This window comes from Pseudomonas sp. B21-041 (assembly GCF_024748675.1).
In the GTDB taxonomy this organism is placed as follows: Bacteria; Pseudomonadota; Gammaproteobacteria; order Pseudomonadales; family Pseudomonadaceae; genus Aquipseudomonas; species Aquipseudomonas neuropathica.
The window spans coordinates 4,341,738-4,364,686 of record NZ_CP087175.1 but is presented as its reverse complement, the minus strand read 5'-3'; the positions used below and the strand labels follow the sequence as shown (position 1 = coordinate 4,364,686).

Genomic DNA, 22,949 nt, shown 5'->3' with positions numbered 1-22,949 from the left:
TGGTCATACAGGCCTAGTGTTCAAAACAGGAGGTGACGTATGAAACCAGTACCCAATAGTTTCGAACGCAAAATCACGCTCAAGGCGCCGCGTTCGCATGTCTGGCGTGCATTGGTCGATGCCGAGGCGTTTGGCCAGTGGTTTGGGGTGGCGCTGGAGGGCAGGCGTTTTATTGCCGGTGAATGGACGCAAGGGCAGGTCACGTATCCGGGTTATGAACACGTGTTGTGGAACGTGCTGATCGAGCGGGTCGAGCCGCAGCAGTTGTTTTCGTTTCGCTGGCATCCGTATGCGGTCAATCCGAAGATCGACTATTCCCAGGAGCCGACTACGTTGGTCAGGTTCGAGCTGGAAGACTTCGAGAGCGGTACGTTGCTGAAAGTGTCCGAATCCGGCTTCGCGCACATTCCTGACATTCGCCAGAAAGAGGCGTATGACATGGACAGCCGTGGCTGGGAGGAGCAGTTGAGCCGGCTCGAACAGTTTCTTGCCGAGAGCGCCAAGGCCCGCGAGCGTGACGGTGGTTGAGACCTTCGAGTCTTGCCTGAACGACAGCGATAGCCGGCTATGTGCACGGTGGTGCTGGAAGCAGGCCTCAGGGCAGCTGAAAGTCGCTTAGATCGTGGCTTCCATGCTTTCTGCCTGACACGGCTAAGGGTTTTCGGAAGGGTTGCTATGGCGAATGTCCTACACGCGCTGGTAGCTTTTACGACTATTGGCGATTGGATCCACCGCGTAATCTACACACATCAACTGAGACACAGGGAGTGTTTCAGGATCAAGGATGATCGACCATTTGCAAGGATCGCTGCCGACAGGGAGTCGATAATGGTCTTGGGAAAAACCCGCTTCGGCGGGTTTTTTTTCGCCTGTATGTAGGAGCTGCCGCAGGCTGCGATCTTTTGACTTTGGCTTTTAAAAGCAAGATCAAAAGATCGCAGCCTGCTGCAGCTCCTACTTTGGTTTGTGCGTTACGAGGCGATCAATTGGCGCAGGACGTAATGCAGGATCCCGCCCGACTTGAAGTACTCCACCTCATTCAACGTATCGATCCGGCACAACACCTCGATCTTCTCCTGGCGCCCGTCCTCACGGGTGATCAGCAGCGGCAGATTCATTCGCGGTGTCAGCTCGACGTCGGTCAGACCCTGGATTTCAAAGGTTTCCTTGCCGGTCAGGTTGAGGCTCTTGCGGTTCTGATCAAGCTTGAACTGCAGCGGCAGCACACCCATGCCCACTAGATTGGAACGGTGAATTCGCTCGAAGCTTTCCGCGATCACCGCTTTGACCCCCAGCAGATTGGTGCCCTTGGCTGCCCAGTCACGGCTGGACCCGGTGCCATATTCTTGCCCGGCAACCACCACCAGCGGCGTGCCCGAAGCCTGATACTTCATCGCCGCGTCGTAGATCGCCAGTTTTTCGCCGGTCGGAATGTAGATCGTGTTGCCACCTTCTTCACCGCCGAGCATTTCGTTGCGAATACGGATGTTGGCGAAGGTGCCGCGCATCATCACTTCATGGTTGCCGCGCCGTGAACCGTAAGAGTTGAAGTCCCGCGGCTCCACGCCTTTTTCGCGCAAATAACGCCCGGCCGGGCTGTCGGCCTTGATGTTGCCGGCAGGGGAGATATGGTCGGTGGTCACCGAATCACCCAGCAGGGCCAGCACTCGTGCACCTTTGACATCCTTGATTTCAGGCAACGGGCCGGAAATGTCGTCGAAAAATGGCGGATGCTGGATGTAAGTCGAATCGTCCTGCCACACATACGTCGCCGCCTGCGGCACTTCGATGGCTTGCCACTGTTCATCACCGGCGAACACTTCGGCGTATTCCTTATGGAACATTGCCGTACTGACTTGATTGACCGCGTCGGCGATCTCTTTGCTGGTCGGCCAGATATCGCGCAGGTACACCGGATTGCCTTGCTGATCTTCGCCCAGCGGTTCGCTGCTGATGTCGCTGCGCACGCTGCCGGCCAGGGCATAGGCGACCACGAGCGGCGGTGAGGCCAGCCAGTTGGTTTTCACCAATGGATGCACGCGGCCTTCGAAGTTGCGGTTGCCGGAGAGCACCGAAGCGACGGTGAGATCAGCTTTCTGGATGGCTTTCTCGATCGGTTCCGGCAGCGGCCCGGAGTTGCCGATGCAAGTGGTGCAGCCATAGCCGACCAGGGAAAAGCCGAGCTGATCTAGGTATTGCGTCAACCCCGCAGCCTTGTAGTAGTCGGTGACCACTTTCGAACCCGGTGCCAGCGAACTCTTCACCCAAGGTTTGCGGGTCAGGCCTTTCTCCACCGCTTTTTTCGCCAGGAGGCCGGCGGCCATCATCACGCTCGGGTTCGAGGTGTTGGTGCAGGACGTGATCGCGGCGATGACCACGGCGCCGTTTTTCAGGCGATAAGTGTGGCCTTCATATTCATATTCGGTTTCGCCGACCAGATCGGCATTGCCCACCGCGACGCCGCCACCGCCCTCACTTTCCAGACGTCCTTCTTCTTTACTGGTGGGTTTGAATTGCAGATCCATGAAGTCGCTGAACGCTTGTGCGACATTCGGTAGCGAAACGCGATCCTGCGGGCGTTTCGGCCCGGCGAGGCTGGCTTCGACGCTGCCCATGTCCAACGCCAGGCTGTCGGTGAACACCGGCTCTTTACCGGGCAGACGCCACAAGCCTTGAGCCTTGGTGTAGGCCTCGACCAGTTTCACCACTTCCGGTGGCCGGCCGGACAGGCGCAGGTATTCCAGCGTTACGTCGTCAACGGGGAAGAAGCCGCACGTCGCGCCATATTCCGGGGCCATGTTGGCGATGGTCGCGCGGTCGGCCAGCGGCAGGTCGGCGAGGCCGTCACCGTAGAACTCGACGAACTTGCCGACCACACCTTTCTTGCGCAGCATTTGCGTGACGGTCAGCACCAGGTCGGTAGCGGTGATGCCTTCCTTGAGCTTGCCGGTCAGTTTGAAACCGATCACTTCTGGAATCAGCATCGACACCGGTTGCCCGAGCATCGCCGCTTCCGCCTCAATCCCGCCGACGCCCCAGCCGAGCACGCCGAGACCATTGATCATGGTGGTGTGCGAGTCGGTGCCGACCAGCGTGTCGGGGAACGCGTAGGTGCGGCCGTCCTCATCCTTGGTCCACACCGTGCGGCCGAGGTATTCGAGGTTGACCTGGTGACAGATGCCGGTACCCGGCGGCACCACGCTGAAATTGTCGAAAGCGCTCTGGCCCCAACGCAGGAAGGCGTAACGTTCGCCATTGCGCTGCATTTCGATATCGACGTTCTGCTCGAACGCGCTGGCGGTGGCGAACTTGTCGACCATCACCGAGTGGTCGATCACCAGATCCACCGGCGACAACGGGTTGATTCGCTGCGGATCGCCACCGGCCTTGGCCATCGCCGCACGCATGGCGGCAAGGTCGACCACCGCGGGTACGCCGGTAAAGTCCTGCATCAATACCCGGGCAGGGCGGTACTGGATTTCGCGGTCGGAGCGGCGCTCCTTGAGCCAGGCGGCAAGCGCCTTGAGGTCGGCGCCGGTGACCGTTTTTTCATCTTCCCAGCGCAGCAGGTTTTCCAGCAGGACTTTCAGCGACATGGGCAGCTTGTCGAGGTCGCCCAAGCTTTTGGCGGCATCCGGCAAACTGAAATAGTGGTAGGTCTTGTCATCGATTTGCAGGGTTTTGAGCGTTTTCAGACTATCGAGGGACGGCATTACGATCACTCCTTTGAATCCGCACGGCTACGGATTGAGGGGACGAATAGAGCTTTAAACCTAGCCCTGTTTTAGGTAGCTGGCTAATAACTGGACTCTATGAGCGGAACCAAGGTTCCGACATCGGCTATCATGCGCCGGTTTTCGTGACAGGCTTTGCTTCAACGCAAGGCCTGAGCATCGCGCGGCGGCCGAATGATCGCCCGCTGCCCAGGAGTAAGAATGAACACCCTATTCATGCATTGCCGGCCAGGCTTCGAAGGCGAAGTCTGTTCGGAGATTTCCGACCTCGCCGCGCAACTCAACGTGGCCGGCTACGCCAAGGCCAAAGCGGCTACCGCCTGCGCCGAGTTTGTCTGCACCGAAGAAGACGGCGCCGAGCGCCTGATGCGCGGTCAGCGTTTCGCCGAATTGATCTTCCCGCGCCAATGGGCGCGTGGGGTTTTCATCGATTTGCCTGAAACCGACCGCATCAGCGTGATCCTTGCGCACATGGCCGAATTCCCGGTGTGCGGCAGCCTGTGGCTGGAAGTCGTCGACACCAACGACGGCAAGGAACTGTCGAATTTCTGCAAGAAATTCGAAGGCCCGCTGCGCAAGGCGCTGACCGGCGCCGGCAAACTGGTGGATGACGCCAGCAAACCGCGTCTGCTGCTGACCTTCAAGAGCGGTCGTGAAGTGTTTCTCGGCATGGCCGATGCCGGCAATTCGGCGATGTGGCCGATGGGCATTCCGCGTCTGAAGTTCCCGCGTGAAGCACCGAGCCGTTCGACGCTGAAGCTGGAAGAGGCCTGGCACCACTTTATCCCGCGTGATCAGTGGGAAGATCGCCTGCACAGCGACATGACCGGCGTTGACCTCGGCGCCGCGCCGGGCGGCTGGACCTGGCAACTGGTCAATCGCGGCATGCTGGTGACCGCGATCGACAACGGCCCGATGGCTGAAAGTCTGATGGATACCGGACTGGTTCAGCATTTGATGGCAGACGGTTTCACCTTCAAGCCCAAGCAACCGGTGGACTGGATGGTCTGCGACATCGTCGAGAAGCCGGCGCGCAATGCCGCGATGCTGGAAGAGTGGATCGGCGAAGGGCATTGCCGCGAGGCGGTGGTCAACCTGAAGTTGCCGATGAAGCAGCGTTACGCCGAAGTGAAGCGCTTGCTCGAACGCATTGCCGATGGTTTCAAGGCACGCGGGATCAAGGTCGATATCGGCTGCAAACAGCTGTATCACGACCGCGAAGAAGTGACCTGCCATTTGCGCCGTCACGACACCAAGAAAGCCAAATCCCGCTGATACACCGCAAAACCCCTGTAGGAGCTGCCGCAGGCTGCGATCTTTTGATCTTAAAAAGCAAAGATCGCAGCCTTCGACAGCTCCTACATAGGGTGTGGCGTAACGCCATAGATGACCGAATACCCGGCAATGCGCGACAATGCCGGCCAGTTTCAGGAGTGAATCATGAGTGAAATGATCGATACCCCGGTCGATGGCACCCTCGACGCCACCGGTCTCAATTGCCCGGAGCCGGTGATGATGCTGCACCAGCACATCCGTGACCTGGTGCCCGGCGGCCTGCTCAAAGTGATCGCCACCGACCCGTCGACCAAACGCGATATCCCCAAGTTCTGCGTGTTTCTCGACCATGAACTGGTGAGCCAGCACGAAGACGCCGGTACATATCTGTACTGGATCCGCAAAAAGTCCTGATCAAAGGCAAAAAAAAGACCTGCATCTGCAGGTCTTTTTTATGGGCGATCAACCCGCCGAGCGACTGATCCGAATACGCTTGCGCGCACTGCGCGTCAGGCGAATCGACAGCATCAACGCCGCACAGCTCAAGCCCACGATCAAACCCTGCCACAAACCGCTCGGGCCGCGTGGTTCGCCGAGCCAGTCGGTCAGACCGAGGGCATAGCCCACCGGCAAACCAATGCCCCAATAGGCGAACAGGGTCAGGATCATGGTCACGCGCGTGTCCTGATAGCCACGCAGCGCGCCGGCGGCGGTGACCTGGATCGCGTCGGAAAACTGGAACAGTGCCGAGTACACAATCAGCATCGCCGCGATGTGAATCACTGTCGGGTCAGCGGTGTAGATCGCCGCAATCGGCTCGCGCAGCAACAGCATCATGCTCGCCGACAGGCAGGCGTACGCCAGCGCGGTGCCCATGCCGACACCAGCGGCAAAACGCGCTTCGCGTGGTTCTTCGCGGCCCAGTGCCTGACCGACGCGCACGGTCACCGCCATGCCCAGCGAATACGGAATCATGAACACCAGCGAACTGACGTTGAGGGCAATCTGGTGCCCGGCCACCACGGTGGCGCCAAGACTGCCGATCAGCAGGGCGATCACGGCAAAAATGCTCGACTCGGCAAACACGGCGATACCGATAGGCAGACCAATCGCCAGCAGACGCCTGATCACTGTCCATTGTGGCCAGTCGAAACGGCTGAATATTTCGCTCGAACGATAGGCCGGTGCCCAGCGCTCATAACCGGCCAGCCCCAGCGCCATCACCCACATCACGATGGCCGTGGCCCAACCGCAACCGACGCCGCCCATCGCCGGCACACCGAAATGGCCATAGATGAAGATGTAGTTCAGCGGAATGTTCAGCGCTAGACCGCACAGGCCCAGCACCATGGCAGGACGCGTACGGCCGATGCCGTCACTGGTGCAGCGCAGCACGTGATAGAACGCCACTGCCGGCAGACCACTGGCGATGCCGTGCAGGTATTGCATGCACGGGCCGATCAGCTCTGGATCGACTTTCATCAGGTGCAGTACCGGCTCGGCGGCCACCAGCATCGCGGTGGCGATCAGTCCGACCACCAGCGCCAGCCACAGCGCCTGACGCACGAGCGGGCCGATTTCGCTGTGGGTGCCAGCGCCGAAACGCTGGGCGACTTTCGGCGTGGTTGCCAGCAGAGTGCCGGTCATCAGCAGAAACACCGGCACCCAGATCGAGTTGCCCAGCGCCACCGCTGCCAGATCCTTTGGCCCGACGCGGCCAGCCATCACCGCGTCGACGAAGCCCATGGCCGTAGTCGCCAGTTGCGCGATGATGATCGGCAACGCCAGGGCGAGCAGGTTCTTGAACTCCAGGCGAATACGCGCGGGGCGAGTGAGGGAGACGGCGACAGGTTGATCAGTTACAGAATTCACGGGAAAAACGTCCACAGCTGTTGATGCGCAAGGCGCCGCATTCTACGCCGCTGACGCCTTGGTCAGGAAAAATCCTCTGTTGCGGATTTGTAAGCGCAAAGCCCGCTGGCCCGGCGACCGATCTGCACCTAAACTGCCGATCCGCCTAAGGAGCCCGCCATGCTGATTGTTGCCGACGAAAATATCCCGCTGCTCGATGCCTTTTTTGCCGGTTTCGGCGAGATCCGCCGGGTGCCGGGCCGTTCCATCGACCGTGCGACGGTCGCGCAGGCCGACGTGTTACTCGTGCGCTCGGTGACCAACGTCAACCGCACGTTGCTTGAGGGCAGCAAGGTGCGCTTTGTCGGTACCTGCACGATCGGCACCGATCATCTGGATCTCGACTACTTCAATGAGGCCGGCATCACCTGGTCGAGTGCACCCGGCTGCAATGCCCGAGGCGTGGTCGATTATGTGCTGGGCAGTCTGATGACCCTCGCCGAAATCGAAGGTGTCGATCTCACTCAGCGGACTTATGGTGTCGTCGGCGCCGGTGAGGTGGGAGGGCGCCTGATCAAGGTTCTGAAAGAGTTGGGCTGGAATGTCAAAGTCTGCGATCCGCCGCGTCAGGCTGCCGAGGGCGGCGATTACGTGAGCCTTGAGCAAATCATTGAGCAGTGTGACGTAATCAGTCTGCACACACCGCTGACACGCAGCGGCGTTGGTGCGACTTGGCATCTGTTCGATCAGCAGCGTCTGCAGCAGCTCAAGCCCGGTGCATGGCTCATCAACGCGGCGCGTGGTCCGGTGGTGGATAACGCCGCGCTGCGCGAAGTGCTGCTGGAGCGTGAAGACCTGCAAGCCGTTCTTGATGTCTGGGAGGCCGAGCCTGAGGTTGATGTTGCATTGGCCGAACTTTGCGTACTGGCCACTCCGCACATTGCCGGTTACAGCCTTGATGGCAAACAGCGCGGAACGGCGCAGATCTATCAGGCTTACTGCCAATTCATCGGCCAGCCAGCAAGCATTCAACTCAGTGAGCTGCTACCGGCGCCGTGGTTGTCGCAAGTGACCTTGCATGGCGACAGCGATCCGGCCTGGGCGCTGGCGATGTTGTGTCGTGGCGTGTACGACCCGCGCCGCGATGATGCGGATTTTCGCCGCAGCCTCGTAGGTAATGTCGGCGAGCAGCGGGCGGCGTTCGATGTGTTGCGTAAACAGTATCCGGTGCGGCGCGAGATTGAAGGGCTGAAGGTGCGGATTGAAGGGGATTCGCCGGTGTTGGCGAAGATAGTCGCGGCACTGGGTGCGGTGACTGTCTAGAAACCGGGTTGGCCCCTTCGCGAGCAGGCTCGCTCCCACATGGATCTCGCACTCACTGACGATCTCCTGTGGGAGCGAGCCTGCTCGCGAAGGTCGCGCCAAAAGTCCCCGGATCTGCAGGCAGAAAAAACCCGGCCAAAGGGGCCGGGTCAGGAAGACGGTGGCTATATCACTCTTGTTCGGCAGGCTTGACCAATCGCTTCTCCAGCTCGCTGCACGCTTGCTGGATCATTTCTTCAGTGATCGGTACTTCACGCCCATCCTTATCCAGTATCGAGCAACCCAGAGATTGGCCGGGCTTGGTGCGGATCACTTCAATCTTGTCATCGCTGCTGTGTTGCAAGGACATGGCCTGTCTCCTCATCAGGTTGTATACCCAGATTAAAGCCGCCACGTGACCAGGCTGTGACAGCGCCTTTCGATCCGTCATGAGCGGCCATTCCAGTCCAACAGAAATGACCGTTCGTCTCAACCTTGACGTTAGACCGATAGCAACTATGGCCTAGTCTTTGGGGGCATATTTAACCTGACTCATTGTGATTTACAGAGTTCCACCCCAAAGAAGGTTTACGCTAGCCCTTTCATCAACACGGATGTACACCTGAATGACCCCGAAGCTTTCTTCACGACACCGTCGCGCGCTGCGTCTGACCAGTCGATTCCTGGCCCCTTACCGCTGGCAGGTCATCGCTGCGCTGCTGGCGTTGATCGTCACCGCCGCCGTCACGTTGTCGATGGGGCAGGGGATCAAACTGTTGGTCGACCGCGGCTTCATGACTCAGTCGCCGCATCAGCTCAACCAGAGCATCGGCATCTTCATGTTGATGGTGCTGGGTCTGGCGGTCGGTACGTTTGCCCGGTTCTACTGGGTGTCGTGGATCGGCGAGCGCTGCGTGGCCGACATCCGCCGCGAGGTGTTCAACCATCTGGTCTATCTCCATCCGGGCTTTTACGAGAACAACCGCAGTTCCGAGATCCAGTCGCGGCTGACGGCCGACACGACGCTGTTGCAATCGGTGATCGGCTCGTCGTTGTCGATGTTCCTGCGCAACCTGTTGATGGTCATCGGTGGCGTCATCCTGCTGTTCGTGACCAATGCGAAACTCACCAGCATTGTGGTGATCGCCTTGCCGTTCGTGGTCGCGCCGATCCTGATTTTCGGCCGACGCGTACGCAATCTGTCGCGGTTGAGCCAGGACCGGGTCGCCGATATCGGCAGCTATGTGTCGGAAACCCTCGGCCAGATCAAAACCGTGCAGGCCTACAACCACCAGGTTCAGGACGAGCGACGTTTTGCGACGACGGTCGAGGACGCATTCGACACCGCGCGCAAACGCATCTTTCAGCGCTCGTGGATGATCACCATGGTGATCGTGCTGGTGCTCGGCGCCGTGGCGGTGATGTTGTGGGTCGGAGGCATGGACGTAATCGCCGGGCGCATCACCGGGGGCGAACTGGCGGCGTTTGTCTTTTACAGCCTGATCGTCGGCAGTGCGATCGGCACGTTGAGTGAGGTGATCGGCGAACTGCAGCGCGCGGCCGGGGCCGCCGAACGTATCGCTGAACTGCTGGGTTCGGAAAACATCATCCAGCCGCCCGTTACCGGGCTGGTGACCTTGCCGGAGCGCGTGCGGGGTGAATTGCAATTGCAGGACGTGCGTTTTTCCTACCCTTCGCGTCCGGAAAGCTACGCCGTCAACGGTTTGAATCTGACCATTCGCGCTGGCGAGACACTAGCGCTGGTGGGGCCGTCCGGCGCTGGCAAGTCCACCGTGTACGACTTGCTGTTGCGTTTTTATGATCCGCTGGAAGGGCAGATCCTGATTGATGGCGTGCCTTTGACCAGCCTCGATCCGCTGGACCTGCGCCGTCACTTCGCCCTGGTATCACAATCGCCGGCGCTGTTTTTCGGCAGTGTTGAAGAGAATATTCGTTACGGCAATCCCGGGGCGACGCTGGAGCAGGTCAAGGACGCTGCGAAAATTGCTCATGCCCACGACTTCATCGAGAAAATGCCCAACGGTTACCAGACCCATCTCGGCGATGGTGGCCTCGGTCTTTCCGGTGGCCAGCGTCAGCGTCTGGCCATTGCCCGGGCGTTGCTGGTCGACGCACCGATCCTGCTGCTGGACGAAGCCACCAGCGCCCTTGATGCGCAGAGCGAACACCTGATTCAGGAAGCCCTGCCGAGCCTGATGCAAAACCGCACCACGCTGGTGATCGCGCATCGACTGGCCACGGTGAAAAACGCTGACCGGATTGCGGTAATGGATCAGGGCAAGCTTGTGGCCATTGGCACCCATCAGGAACTGATTGCCAGCAATCCGCTGTATGCGCGGTTGGCAGCGTTGCAGTTCAATGATGGCAAGAGCGCGTCAACGAATCCTGTCACCGATCCTGCCATTCACTAAATAGCCGCTCAGGTTGTGCCCATAAAAAATGCCCGTATCTCGCGATACGGGCATTTTTCGTTAGTTGGCGTCAGTCAGGTGATCACTGATCGTCGAAGTAGCGCTCATGCCAGTCCACCAGCGGCTGCGGCGAGTTGAGCTTCTGGCCGTAGATCACCGAGTACGACAGCACGTTCTGCACATACTGACGGGTTTCGTCGAACGGAATGCTTTCGACCCACACGTCGAAGCTCAGGTGATCGGCGCCGCGCAGCCATTGGCGCACGCGACCAGGACCTGCGTTGTAGGCGGCGGAGGCGAGGACGCGGTTGCCGTTGAACTGGCTGTGCACCTGGCTCAGATACGCGGCGCCGAGCTGGATGTTCTTGTCCGGGTCCAGCACTTGCTGCGGCGAGGCCAGCGGAATGCTGAATTTGCGCGCGGTTTCTTTTGCAGTGCCGGGCATTAATTGCATCAGGCCACTGGCGCCGACACCGGAGCGTGCGTCGTCCATGAACGCGCTTTCCTGGCGGGTAATGGCAAACACCCAGCTCGAATGCAGGCCACGTACCTTGGCTTCACGCACGAGCGTTTCGCGGTGGGCCATCGGGAAGCGGATATCCAGATCGTCCCAGTACTGCGCCTGACTGATGGTGCGGATCGCCGGGAAATACCATTTCAAGTCGTAAGCGAGTTTCGCCTGGGCAACCATTTCATCGCGATTGAAATGGCGGCTGACGTGATACCACTCGCGACGACCGTCGACGATTTGCCCACGGGCATGGAATTCCAGCGCGCGGCGTACCCCCGGCGTGTTGCGCACCTTGTTGATCAGCGCCTGGCTGAGGACCAATGGCTTGTTGTTCAGCGAGTACGGCGATTGCGAGCGGTCGGCGGCGAGGAAACCGTAGAAGTCACGTTCGCGCGCAAGGTTTTTGTACAGGGTCTGCGCTTCCGGGTTCTGCGGCTGGGCCAGTTCCAGACTACGCGCCTGCCAGTAGCGCCAGCGGTTGGTGGTGGCCAGATCCTGCGGCAGACGGCGGGTCAACTGGTAGGCGTCGTCCCAGCGGGCCAGACGCAGCAACAGGCGCAAGCGCCATTCCGAGACGGTGTTGTCGCGCAGTTCCGGGTCGTACTTGGTCATCACGTCCAGCGCGCGGCTGTCGAAACGACGGGCAAGGGTCAGGCCGATTTCCCGGGCAATCGCGACTTTTTCATCGCGGGAGAAGTGCATGCTGCTGGCGTAACCGTCGAGCAACGCCATGGCCTTGTCCGGATCCTGACGGGCCAGTCGGCGCAAGCCGAGGCTGACCACGTCGGACATCGGTTCATCGGCCGGGGTGAAGCGCGAAGGCTGATTGAGCAACTCCGGTTTTTGCGCCACATCCACCAGCAAACGACCGCGCGGGGCGAGGGTGGTCAGGCCGTTGACCAGACTGTTGGCCAATGGATAGTTGCGGGCCTGAGCGGCAAGTTTGGTGCGCTCCCAGCGTTTCTGTTCAGTGAGCTGGCCATCGGCTGCCCAGATGCCGAACAGCGCGTCACACGCGGCGGGTTGGGATTTGCCAGTCAGCCAGAGCTTTTCAGCATTGGCGTACCCCTCGGCCTTATGGTTGCTGCTGATCTGGTACTGCGCATTCAGGCAGTCCAGTTCAGTGAAGTTGAGTTTCGGGTCGTAATACTTGACGAAGGTGGCCCAGTCGCCACGGTCGGCGAGCCAGCGCAACCAGCGCAATTTCATCCAGTTGGCCTGGGGCAGGTCACCGTGTTCGGCGAGGAACTTTTCGATTTCCGCGTTGCTCGCGGTTTTCAGCCGCGCGGTCAGTTCGTCGTAGGCCAGGTACGGTTCCAGCGGGTAATCGGCCAACGCCTGGCTGTAGCGAAAGTACGGGCCGGTATCACCCTTGGCCAGGGCGCGCTTGGCTTCATCGTAATACTGGCGTTGGGTGGACAGGTCCACCGCCTGGGCGGATTGAGCGGCAGCGGCGGTAAGTAGCAAACAGGACAAGACACTGAAAAGGCGACTGCGCATGAGACATCCGGGCAGAGAAATCATGACAAGTGCCGACCTCGGTCAGCACTGAATTGTCTGTAGCTTAGCCTTTTGCCAGCAAGCGGCGAAAGCTTTGCGGGCCTCGCAGCACAAGTTCGCAACAAATGTTGTGCAGAGTGCTTCGACAGACAAATTGCCGGCCTGCTGAAGCCCTAACTCAGGTAGAATGCGCGCCCGGTTTTTGGAGAAGCTCATGACCCTGCTCAAATTCAGCGATGTGTCCCTTGCGTTCGGCGCTATGCCGTTGTTGGACAAGGTGTCCTGGCAGATCGCCCGTGGTGAGCGGGTGTGCATCATCGGCCGCAACGGCACTGGCAAGTCCAGCATGATGAAACTGGTCAAGGGCGACCAGAAGCCCGATGAAGGCTCGGTGTGGCGTGCCCCCGGTCTGAAAATCGGCGAATTGCCGCAAGAATTGCCGGTGGCCGACGATCGGACGGTGTTCGACGTAGTCGCTGAAGGCCTTGATGGCGTGGGCGCGTTGCTCGCCGAATACCATCACCTTGCGCAGAACTGCGTCACTGAAGAAGACCTGAACAAGCTGATGCACGTTCAGCAAGACCTCGAAGCCCGTGATGGCTGGCGCTTGCAGACTCTGGTCGAGAGCACTTTGAGCCGTCTGCAACTGCCGGCCGACAAGACCCTCGCCCAGTTATCCGGCGGCTGGCGTCGTCGCGTGCTGCTGGCGCAGGCGCTGGTGTCCGAGCCGGATCTGCTGCTGCTCGACGAACCGACCAACCACCTGGACATCGGTGCGATTGCCTGGCTCGAAGAAGCCCTGAAAGATTTCCAGGGCGCCGTGCTGTTCATCACGCACGACCGTTCCTTCCTGCAAAACCTCGCCACGCGCATCCTCGAACTGGATCGCGGCGGCCTGATCGACTGGAACGGCGACTACGCCAGTTTCCTTGTGCACAAAGAAGCCGCGCTGGCCGCCGAAGAAACCGCCAACGCGCTGTTCGACAAGAAACTGGCCCAGGAAGAAGTCTGGATCCGCCAGGGCATCAAGGCTCGCCGCACCCGCAACGAGGGCCGCGTCCGCGCCCTGAAAGCTTTGCGCGTGGAGCGTAGCGAGCGTCGTGAGCGCACCGGCAAGGCCAACATTCAGCTGGACACTGCCGACAAGTCCGGCAAGCAGGTGATGGTCCTCGAGAACGTGAGTTTCGCTCACCCGGGCGGCCCGTTCCTGATCAAGGATTTCTCGATGGTGCTGACACGCGGCGACCGTATCGGTCTGCTCGGCGCCAACGGTACCGGCAAGACCACCCTGCTGAAACTCATGCTTAGCGGTCTGCAACCGACCAGCGGCAAAGTGGAAGAGGGCACGCGGATCGACGTGGCCTACTTCGACCAGTTGCGTCATCAACTGGATCTGGAAAAAACCGTGATCGACAACGTCGCCGAAGGTCGCGACTTCATTGATATCGACGGCCAGAGCCGTCACGTGCTGAGCTACCTCGGCGATTTCCTGTTCAGCCCACAGCGTGCCCGCACGCCGGTCAAGGCGCTGTCGGGTGGTGAGCGTGCGCGTCTGTTGCTGGCCAAGTTGTTCAGCAAGCCGGCGAACCTGCTGGTTCTCGACGAACCGACCAACGACCTCGACGTGGAAACCCTCGAACTGCTCGAAGAGGTGCTGCTGACCTTCAACGGCACCGTGCTGATGGTCAGCCACGACCGGGCATTCCTCGACAACGTGGTCACCAGCACCCTGGTCTTCGAAGGCGAAGGCAAGGTGCGTGAATACGTCGGTGGCTATCAGGACTGGATTCGTCAGGGCGGCTCGCCGCGGCTGTTGGGCGTGACTGAAAGCAAATCGGGCAAGGCTGACCTGAATTCGGCGGTAGTCACCGCTGAGCCTGCTGTGGTTGCTGCGCCTGCCGCTGCTGCCCCGGTTGCCAAGAAAAAGCTGAGCTACAAGCTGCAGCGCGAGCTGGAAGCGTTGCCGGGCGATATCGACGCCAAGGAACAGCAGATCGCCGCAGTGGAGGCCGAGATGGCTGAAGGCGGTTTCTATCAGCGTCCACCGGCTGAAACAGCCAAGGTGATTGCCTCGCTGGAGCAGTTGCAGGCTGAACTGGACGCGTTGATGGAGCGTTGGGCCGAGCTGGATGCCTGATTGATCCGGATGTGAAAAAGCCCGGCGTTCAGTGATGAACGCCGGGCTTTTCATATGCGGGTGGAGACCCAATGTGGGAGCGAGCCTGCTCGCGAATGCGGTGTGTCAGGCGGCATTAATGCTGAATGTGCCGACGCCTTCGCGAGCAGGCTCGCTCCCACAATGATCAGTGTTTCAACGTTTGACCAGGTGGACGGCGAGGACGTCGCATGGCGCGCCGTGCAGTACGTCGTTCGCGGTCGAGCCGAGCAACAGCGCCAGACCATGACGGCCATGGCTGCCGACCACGATCAGATCGCACGTGTTTTCCTTGGCGAAATGATGGATTTCCTGGCGTGGCTGGCCATAGGTCAGGTGGCAGTTGGCGCCCTCAAGCTCTGAGTATTTGGCTTTCAGACGCTCCAGGCGCTCCTTGGCCTGATCGAACTGCTGTTGTTGCAGTTGTGACAGATCCATCGGCACGTCGCCGCCGAAGGCCATGGCCATCGGCTCAACGATATGCACGAGCGAAAGCTTGGCGCCATTGCTCACCGATAGCTCGCGGGCGCGGTGAATCACAGGGTCGCACTCTTCGGTCAGATCTACGGCGACCAGAATGTGGTGGTAGGGCATGAGGTGCTCCTCGTGAGGTTTCAATATTGTTAAGTATGGCTGGTTTCAAGCGCATTGGTTCCAAAGTGACACAATGCGCTCACCAAGAATTGGGAATAGAGATATGACGGTCTGGTTGGTGGTGTCAATCCTGCTGGTGGTTTTGAGTCCGTTGGCGTGGTTGCGCCCATCGCGCGCGCAAAGCGGTCGCATCGCCTTGCGCATGGAGGCGCGGCGCATGGGTCTGGCCATGCAACTGGCGCCTCAGGAATGGCCGCACTGGCTGGCGCAAGAGCCGCCGAATCCGTGTGCGCAGTATCATCGGCCGCGTCGTGGCAAGTCGCCTGCCTGCTGGACTTACTGGCAAAAATCGCCGGGTGTGTGGGTCAATCAATGGCAGGAAGTTTGCGAAGATCGGGCGCTGCTCAATCATTTCGAAAAGTTGCCCGGCAACGTTTTCAAAGTCGAAGCAGACAAGCAGATGATCGCCTTGTACTGGGGCGAGAAGGGCGAAGCGTCGGTGTTGCAGGACATCGACACCACTCTGAAAGCACTGGCGTGACGCGCGGACTTTTCCCACTGCAACGGTGGGGAACGTCCGGCAGACGCGCAATAAAAAGCCCGACATGATTCATCGGGCAGGGTGGCCAGGCAGGCCGGAAACCTTTTTTGATGCTGACTTGGTCGGTACATCTCTCTGTAGTCCACCCAGCGTAGCCCTTTAAACTCGGGCTGCTGCGAATTAGGGCGACTTTTCTAACTATTGATTCTATGAATGGCTTCACATGCAGACGCGTGTTGCGGGTCTTCGTCTTACAGAAATGACCGCAAAGTCGCATTTCAACCCGTATTTTGGGCGATTGACAATTGTCGGAAATTCCGTGAAGGTGACGTACCCAAATCAAACGGGCGTATGAATTGAGCGTTTGTCTTACAGACTGCTCCTACAGAATCCCGACTATCGCGTTGGCGGGTGTGCCGGGTGGATTGGCGTTAGCATCGACGAAAAAGCGTCTTGCCGAGCCATTCGCCTGCGTCCGACGTGTACTGTTCAGCTTCCATATCGTGGAGATCAGTTGATGATTTACGAAGGTAAAGCCATCACGGTTAAAGCTCTTGAAAGTGGCATCGTCGAATTGAAATTCGACCTCAAGGGTGAGTCCGTCAACAAGTTCAACCGTCTAACCCTGAACGAACTGCGTCAGGCCGTAGACACCATCAAGGCAGATGCTTCGATCAAGGGCGTGATCGTCAGCAGTGGCAAGGACGTGTTCATCGTCGGCGCCGACATCACCGAATTTGTCGATAACTTCAAGCTGCCGGATGCCGAGCTGGTTGCTGGCAATCTCGAAGCCAACAAGATCTTCAGCGATTTCGAAGACCTCAACGTCCCAACCGTAGTGGCCATCAATGGCATCGCCCTGGGTGGTGGTCTGGAAATGTGCCTGGCGGCTGACTATCGCGTCATGTCGACCAAAGCCAAGATTGGCCTGCCGGAAGTCAAGCTGGGCATCTACCCAGGCTTCGGTGGCACCGTGCGTCTGCCGCGCTTGATCGGTGTCGATAACGCCATCGAGTGGATTGCCTCCGGTAAGGAAAACCGCCCTGAAGACGCCCTGAAAGTCAGTGCCGTCGACGCCGTGGTTGCTCCTGAAAAACTGCAGGAAGCTGCCCTTGAACTGATCAAGCGCGCCATCTCCGGCGAGTTCGATTTCAAGGCCAAGCGTCAGCCGAAACTTGAAAAACTCAAGCTGAACGCTATTGAACAGATGATGGCTTTCGAAACCGCCAAAGGTTTCGTCGCCGGTCAGGCTGGCCCGAACTACCCAGCGCCGGTTGAAGCGATCAAGACCATCCAGAAAGCCGCGAACTTCGGTCGTGACAAGGCGCTGGAAGTCGAAGCCGCCGGCTTCGTCAAACTGGCCAAGACCTCTGCCGCGCAGAGCTTGATCGGTCTGTTCCTGAACGATCAGGAGCTGAAGAAAAAGGCCAAGGCCTACGACGAAATCGCCAAAGACGTGAAGCAGGCCGCTGTACTCGGCGCCGGCATCATGGGTGGCGGTATCGCCTATCAGTCGGCCTCCAAAGGTACGCCGATCCTGATGAAGGACATCAACGAGCACGGTATCGAGCAGGGTCTGGCCGAAGCCGCCAAGCTGCTGGTTGGCCGCGTTGATAAAGGTCGCATGACCGCTGCGAAAATGGCTGAAGTGCTCAATGGCATTCGTCCGACCCTGTCCTACGGCGACTTCGGTCACGTGGATCTGGTTGTCGAAGCTGTCGTCGAGAACCCTAAGGTCAAGCAAGCCGTACTGGCTGAAGTCGAAGGTCAGGTCAAAGAGGACACCATCCTCGCGTCCAACACCTCGACCATTTCCATCAGCCTGCTGGCCAAGGCCCTCAAGCGTCCGGAAAACTTCGTCGGCATGCACTTCTTCAACCCGGTGCACATGATGCCGCTGGTGGAAGTGATCCGTGGCGAGAAGTCCAGCGAGCTGGCTGTTGCCACCACCGTTGCCTACGCCAAGAAAATGGGCAAGAACCCGATCGTCGTCAACGACTGCCCGGGCTTCCTGGTCAACCGCGTACTGTTCCCGTACTTCGGTGGTTTCGCCAAGCTGGTCAGCGCCGGTGTCGACTTCGTCCGTATCGACAAGGTCATGGAAAAATTCGGCTGGCCGATGGGCCCGGCGTACCTGATGGACGTGGTCGGCATCGACACCGGTCACCATGGTCGTGACGTGATGGCTGAAGGTTTCCCGGATCGCATGAAGGATGACCGTCGTTCGGCCATCGACGTGCTGTACGAAGCCAAGCGCCTGGGCCAGAAGAACGGCAAGGGCTTCTACGCCTACGAGGCCGACAAGAAAGGCAAGCAGAAGAAAGTCGCCGATCCATCGGTGCTGGAAGTGCTCAAGCCGATCGTTTACGAGCAGCGTGAAGTCACTGACGAAGACATCATCAACTGGATGATGATCCCGCTGTGCCTGGAAACCGTGCGTTGCCTGGAAGACGGCATCGTTGAAACCGCCGCCGAAGCCGACATGGGTCTGGTCTACGGTATCGGTTTCCCTCCATTCCGTGGCGGTGCACTGCGCTACATCGACTCGATCGGTGTTGCCGAGTTCGTTGCCCTGGCTGACCAGTACGCTGATTTGGGCGCGCTGTACCACCCGACCGCGAAGCTGCGCGAAATGGCCAAAAACGGCCAGAGCTTCTTCGGTTAAGCGCCCCCAACTAGAGTGAGAGTGAACTTATGAGCTTGAATCCTAGAGACGTCGTGATTGTCGACTTCGGTCGTACTCCGATGGGCCGCTCCAAGGGCGGCATGCACCGCAACACCCGCGCCGAAGACATGTCGGCGCACCTGATCAGCAAGTTGCTGGAACGCAACGCCAAGGTCGATCCTGCAGAAGTCGAGGACGTGATCTGGGGCTGCGTCAACCAGACCCTGGAGCAGGGCTGGAACATCGCGCGCATGGCTTCGCTGATGACCCAGATCCCGCACACCTCGGCCGGTCAGACTGTTAGCCGTCTGTGCGGCTCGTCGATGAGTGCGCTGCACACCGCTGCGCAAGCGATCATGACCGGCAACGGTGACGTGTTCGTGGTCGGCGGCGTCGAGCATATGGGCCACGTGAGCATGATGCACGGTGTCGATCCGAACCCGCACATGTCGCTGTACGCGGCGAAAGCCTCGGGCATGATGGGCCTGACCGCTGAAATGCTCGGCAAAATGCACGGCATCACTCGCGAACAACAGGACGCTTTCGGCGTGCGATCCCACCAGTTGGCCCACAAGGCCACCGTGGAAGGCAAGTTCAAAGACGAAATAATCCCGATGCAGGGCTATGACGAGAACGGTTTCCTGAAACTGTTCGACTACGACGAAACCATTCGTCCGGAAACCACCCTGGAAAGTCTGGCGGCCCTCAAGCCTGCCTTCAATCCAAAGGGCGGCACCGTGACTGCCGGTACTTCGTCGCAGATCACCGATGGTGCTTCGTGCATGATCGTGATGTCGGCGCAGCGTGCGCAGGACCTGGGTATCCAGCCAATGGCGGTTATCCGTTCGATGGCAGTGGCGGGTGTGGATCCGGCAATCATGGGCTATGGTCCAGTTCCGGCGACACAAAAAGCCCTGAAGCGTGCGGGCCTTGGCATCAACGATATCGACTTCTTCGAGCTCAACGAAGCTTTCGCCGCACAGGCCCTGCCAGTGCTGAAAGATCTGAAAGTACTCGACAAGATGAACGAGAAGGTTAACCTGCACGGCGGCGCGATCGCCCTGGGTCACCCGTTCGGTTGCTCCGGTGCCCGTATTTCCGGCACTTTGCTGAACGTGATGAAGCAGAATAGCGGCACCTTCGGGGTGGCCACTATGTGCATTGGTCTCGGCCAAGGCATCTCCACCGTCTTCGAACGCGTTTAAGCGTCTCGTCGATGGAAGCCGGGGCCAAGTGCCCCGGTTTTTGTTTTTGTGGATTTATTTTGTTTTTATTTTTGAACAAATTTGAGTGAGGGCCGAAGCATGCCGATACAACCTGGGCTCTACCAACATTACAAAGGTCCGCAGTACCGCGTATTCAGTGTTGCGCGGCATTCCGAGACCGAAGAAGAAGTGGTCTTTTACCAAGCCCTGTATGGTGATTACGGCTTTTGGGTACGCCCTCTGAGCATGTTTCTCGAGTCAGTCGAGGTTGACGGCGAGCAGGTGCCACGCTTTGCTTTGGTGCAAGCCGAACCGAGCCTTTTTTCCAAGGCATAAGGCGAGTGCGCACAGAACCCTGTGCTTGACCTCACCTTGTATCAACTATATATAGCGGTGCCGCGTCAGGCGCCAACCGCCTTTCACTTCTAGAATTCAGGAATTTTCTGATCCATGGGCAAATCGCTGGTCATTGTGGAATCCCCGGCTAAGGCCAAGACCATCAACAAGTATCTGGGTAACCAATACGTGGTGAAGTCGAGTATCGGCCATATCCGAGACCTGCCCACCAGCGGTTCGGCTAGCGCCAGCAAAGAGCCAGCCGCCAAGCGCGGTAAGGCTGCTGCGGGCGAAGGTCCGGTGCTCTCGCCGAAAGAGAAAGCGCGCAAGCAGCTGGTCTCGCGTATGGGTGTCGATCCCGATCATGGCTGGAAAGCCCAGTACGAGATCCTCCCGGGTAAAGAGAAGGTCATCGAAGAGCTGCGCCGGCTCGCCAAAGATGCTGACACCATCTATCTCGCAACCGACTTGGATCGCGAGGGGGAAGCCATTGCCTGGCACCTGCGCGAAGCCATCGGTGGTGACGACAGCCGCTACAAGCGTGTGGTGTTCAACGAAATCACCAAGAAAGCGATTCAGGAAGCTTTCTCGGAACCGGGTGAGCTGGACATTGATCGTGTCAACGCTCAACAGGCGCGTCGCTTCCTCGACCGCGTTGTCGGTTACATGGTCTCGCCGCTGCTGTGGGCGAAGATCGCTCGTGGCTTGTCCGCCGGTCGCGTGCAATCGGTTGCCGTGAAGCTGGTGGTCGAGCGTGAACGTGAAATTCGCGCGTTCAACCCGGAAGAGTACTGGGAAGTGCATGCCGATCTCGGCACCACCAAAGGCTCCACCGTGCGTTTCGAAGTGGCTCGCGAAAAAGGCGAAGCGTTCAAGCCGCTCAACGAAGCTCAGGCCATGGCCGCGCTGGAGAAACTCAAATCTTCCAGCTACAGCATCGTCAAGCGCGAAGACAAACCGACCAGCAGCAAGCCGTCGGCGCCGTTCATCACATCGACCCTGCAGCAGGCTGCGAGCAACCGCCTGGGCTTCGGCGTGAAGAAAACCATGATGATGGCCCAGCGTCTTTACGAAGCCGGCTACATCACTTATATGCGTACCGACTCGACCAACCTCTCGGCTGATGCCGTGGCGATGGCGCGTACTTACATCGAAGACGAGTTCGGCAAGAAGTACCTGCCGGAAACGCCGAACGTCTACAGCAGCAAGGAAGGCGCACAAGAGGCTCACGAAGCGATTCGTCCTTCTGACGCCAACACCACGCCAAGCAAGCTGGCGGGTATGGAGCGTGACGCTGAGCGTCTCTACGAGCTGATCTGGCGCCAGTTCCTCGCTTGCCAGATGCTGCCGGCGCAATACCTGTCGACCACCGTCAGCGTAGGCGCTGGTGACTTCGAGCTGCGCGCCAAGGGCCGTATCCTCAAGTTTGACGGTTACACCCGTGTCATGCCGCAGATTGCCAAACCGGGTGATGACGACGTTCTGCCTGATATGGCGCAGGGCGACGTGATGAAGCTGATCAAGCTCGATCCATCGCAGCACTTCACCAAGCCGCCGGCCCGTTACTCGGAAGCCAGTCTGGTGAAAGAAATGGAAAAGCGCGGTATCGGTCGTCCTTCGACTTACGCTGCGATCATCTCGACCATTCAGGATCGCGGTTACGTGACCCTGCACAACCGTCGTTTCTACTCGGAAAAGATGGGCGACATCGTCACCGAGCGTCTGTCGGAAAGCTTCTCGAACCTCATGGACTACGGCTTCACCGCAGGCATGGAAGAGAACCTCGATGACGTGGCGCAGGGCGAGCGCGACTGGAAAAACGTACTGGACGAGTTCTACGGCGACTTCAAAAAGAAACTCGAAGTAGCCGAAAACCCGGACAGCGGTATGCGTGCCAACCAGCCGGTCATGACCGACATTCCGTGCACGACTTGTGGTCGTCCGATGCAGATTCGTACCGCGTCGACAGGCGTTTTCCTCGGTTGTTCAGGCTACAGCCTGCCGCCGAAAGAACGCTGCAAGGCCACCGTCAACCTGGTGCCGGGCGATGAAATCGCTGCGGACGACGAGGGTGAGTCGGAATCGCTGGTACTGCGTGGCAAGCACCGCTGCCCGATCTGCAGCACGGCGATGGACGCTTACCTGCTGGACGAGAAGCGCAAGCTGCACATCTGCGGTAACAACCCGGATTGCGCCGGCTACGAAATCGAAGAAGGCAGCTATCGCATCAAGGGCTACGAAGGTCCGAGCCTGGAATGCGACAAGTGCGGCAGCGAGATGCAACTCAAGACCGGGCGTTTCGGCAAGTTCTTCGGTTGCACCAACCCGACCTGCAAAAACACCCGCAAACTGCTGAAAAGCGGTGACGCGGCGCCGCCGAAGATGGATCCGGTGAAGATGCCTGAGCTGAAATGCGAAAAGGTCAACGACACCTACATCCTGCGCGACGGTGCTTCCGGCCTGTTCCTGGCGGCCAGTCAGTTCCCGAAAAACCGCGAGACCCGTGCTCCGCTGGTGATCGAGATTCTGCCGCACAAGGACGAGATCGATCCGAAGTACCACTTCCTCTGCGACGCTCCACAGAAAGATCCTGATGGTCTGCCGGCGGTGATTCGCTACAGCCGCAAGACCAAGGAGCAATACGTACAGACCGAAGTCGATGGCAAGCCTACCGGTTGGAAGGCGTACTTCGACGGCGGCAAGTGGACGGTTGAAGACAAGCGTACGAAGCCAAAAGCTGAGTAAGCCTTAGCCTGATACTGAAAGGCCGCATGAGAACTCTTGGGTTTTCATGCGGCCTTTTTGTTTTGTGCTTGCGGTGGGATCGGCTGATCCACGACACTGTCCG

General features: G+C 59.1%; 16 protein-coding genes. 11 read left to right on the top strand and 5 right to left on the bottom strand.

Annotation, left to right across the window (positions count from 1 at the left end):
- The first annotated feature begins 39 nt into the window (after positions 1-39).
- The gene (locus LOY43_RS19240) at positions 40-528 is read left to right on the top strand and encodes an SRPBCC family protein (RefSeq protein ID WP_258708591.1); all 489 of its coding nucleotides are present in this window, start codon (positions 40-42) and stop codon (positions 526-528) included.
- Between the two features lie 443 nt (positions 529-971).
- Here LOY43_RS19240 and acnA read toward each other — a convergent pair whose 3' ends face one another.
- On the bottom strand, positions 972-3,713 hold the full coding sequence (acnA, locus tag LOY43_RS19235) for an aconitate hydratase AcnA (RefSeq protein ID WP_258708590.1): 2,742 nt from the start codon (positions 3,711-3,713) through the stop codon (positions 972-974).
- A 222-nt stretch (positions 3,714-3,935) separates the two neighbouring features.
- Here acnA and rlmM point away from each other — a divergent pair, with 222 nt between their 5' ends.
- Together rlmM and tusA are read left to right on the top strand one after the other, a co-directional pair.
- Complete coding sequence (rlmM, locus tag LOY43_RS19230; RefSeq protein WP_095050457.1) at positions 3,936-5,009, top strand: 23S rRNA (cytidine(2498)-2'-O)-methyltransferase RlmM; 1,074 nt, start codon at positions 3,936-3,938, stop codon at positions 5,007-5,009.
- Between the two features lie 165 nt (positions 5,010-5,174).
- On the top strand, positions 5,175-5,423 hold the full coding sequence (gene tusA, locus LOY43_RS19225) for a sulfurtransferase TusA (RefSeq protein ID WP_095050458.1): 249 nt from the start codon (positions 5,175-5,177) through the stop codon (positions 5,421-5,423).
- Between the two features lie 48 nt (positions 5,424-5,471).
- On the opposite strand, the gene LOY43_RS19220 is transcribed toward tusA, so the two are convergent.
- A complete protein-coding gene (locus LOY43_RS19220) occupies positions 5,472-6,881 on the bottom strand; it encodes an MATE family efflux transporter (RefSeq protein WP_038369407.1) in 1,410 nt (469 codons plus the stop codon).
- Between the two features lie 159 nt (positions 6,882-7,040).
- Here LOY43_RS19220 and pdxB point away from each other — a divergent pair, with 159 nt between their 5' ends.
- Entirely contained in the window at positions 7,041-8,183 is a 1,143-nt protein-coding gene (gene pdxB, locus LOY43_RS19215) for a 4-phosphoerythronate dehydrogenase PdxB (protein ID WP_095050459.1), read from the top strand.
- A gap of 169 nt (positions 8,184-8,352) precedes the next feature.
- Here the strand turns inward: pdxB and LOY43_RS19210 are convergent, their stop codons facing one another.
- The gene (locus tag LOY43_RS19210) at positions 8,353-8,532 is read right to left on the bottom strand and encodes a PA1571 family protein (protein WP_016983726.1); all 180 of its coding nucleotides are present in this window, start codon (positions 8,530-8,532) and stop codon (positions 8,353-8,355) included.
- A gap of 256 nt (positions 8,533-8,788) precedes the next feature.
- Between LOY43_RS19210 and LOY43_RS19205 the strand changes: the two genes are divergently transcribed.
- Entirely contained in the window at positions 8,789-10,594 is a 1,806-nt protein-coding gene (locus LOY43_RS19205; protein ID WP_095124317.1) for an ABC transporter transmembrane domain-containing protein, read from the top strand.
- An 82-nt stretch (positions 10,595-10,676) separates the two neighbouring features.
- Here LOY43_RS19205 and LOY43_RS19200 read toward each other — a convergent pair whose 3' ends face one another.
- A complete protein-coding gene (locus LOY43_RS19200; protein ID WP_095050461.1) occupies positions 10,677-12,605 on the bottom strand; it encodes a transglycosylase SLT domain-containing protein in 1,929 nt (642 codons plus the stop codon).
- A gap of 214 nt (positions 12,606-12,819) precedes the next feature.
- Between LOY43_RS19200 and LOY43_RS19195 the strand changes: the two genes are divergently transcribed.
- Positions 12,820-14,742: an ATP-binding cassette domain-containing protein gene (locus tag LOY43_RS19195; protein ID WP_095050462.1), complete on the top strand. Its 1,923-nt coding sequence runs from the start codon at positions 12,820-12,822 to the stop codon at positions 14,740-14,742.
- A 174-nt stretch (positions 14,743-14,916) separates the two neighbouring features.
- On the opposite strand, the gene LOY43_RS19190 is transcribed toward LOY43_RS19195, so the two are convergent.
- Positions 14,917-15,354, bottom strand: a complete 438-nt coding sequence (locus LOY43_RS19190) for a universal stress protein (RefSeq protein WP_095050463.1) — start codon at positions 15,352-15,354, stop codon at positions 14,917-14,919.
- A gap of 103 nt (positions 15,355-15,457) precedes the next feature.
- Between LOY43_RS19190 and LOY43_RS19185 the strand changes: the two genes are divergently transcribed.
- The 5 genes from LOY43_RS19185 (at position 15,458) to topA (ending at position 22,846) form a co-directional block, all read left to right on the top strand.
- Complete coding sequence (locus tag LOY43_RS19185) at positions 15,458-15,895, top strand: hypothetical protein (RefSeq protein ID WP_095050464.1); 438 nt, start codon at positions 15,458-15,460, stop codon at positions 15,893-15,895.
- A 517-nt stretch (positions 15,896-16,412) separates the two neighbouring features.
- Positions 16,413-18,560 (top strand): fatty acid oxidation complex subunit alpha FadB, encoded by a 2,148-nt coding sequence (gene fadB, locus LOY43_RS19180; protein ID WP_095124318.1) that lies wholly within the window; start codon positions 16,413-16,415, stop codon positions 18,558-18,560.
- A gap of 29 nt (positions 18,561-18,589) precedes the next feature.
- Positions 18,590-19,765, top strand: a complete 1,176-nt coding sequence (fadA, locus tag LOY43_RS19175) for an acetyl-CoA C-acyltransferase FadA (protein WP_007910465.1) — start codon at positions 18,590-18,592, stop codon at positions 19,763-19,765.
- A gap of 99 nt (positions 19,766-19,864) precedes the next feature.
- Positions 19,865-20,101, top strand: a complete 237-nt coding sequence (locus LOY43_RS19170) for a DUF1653 domain-containing protein (protein WP_007910467.1) — start codon at positions 19,865-19,867, stop codon at positions 20,099-20,101.
- A 114-nt stretch (positions 20,102-20,215) separates the two neighbouring features.
- On the top strand, positions 20,216-22,846 hold the full coding sequence (topA, locus tag LOY43_RS19165) for a type I DNA topoisomerase (RefSeq protein ID WP_095050466.1): 2,631 nt from the start codon (positions 20,216-20,218) through the stop codon (positions 22,844-22,846).
- Positions 22,847-22,949: the final 103 nt, after the last annotated feature.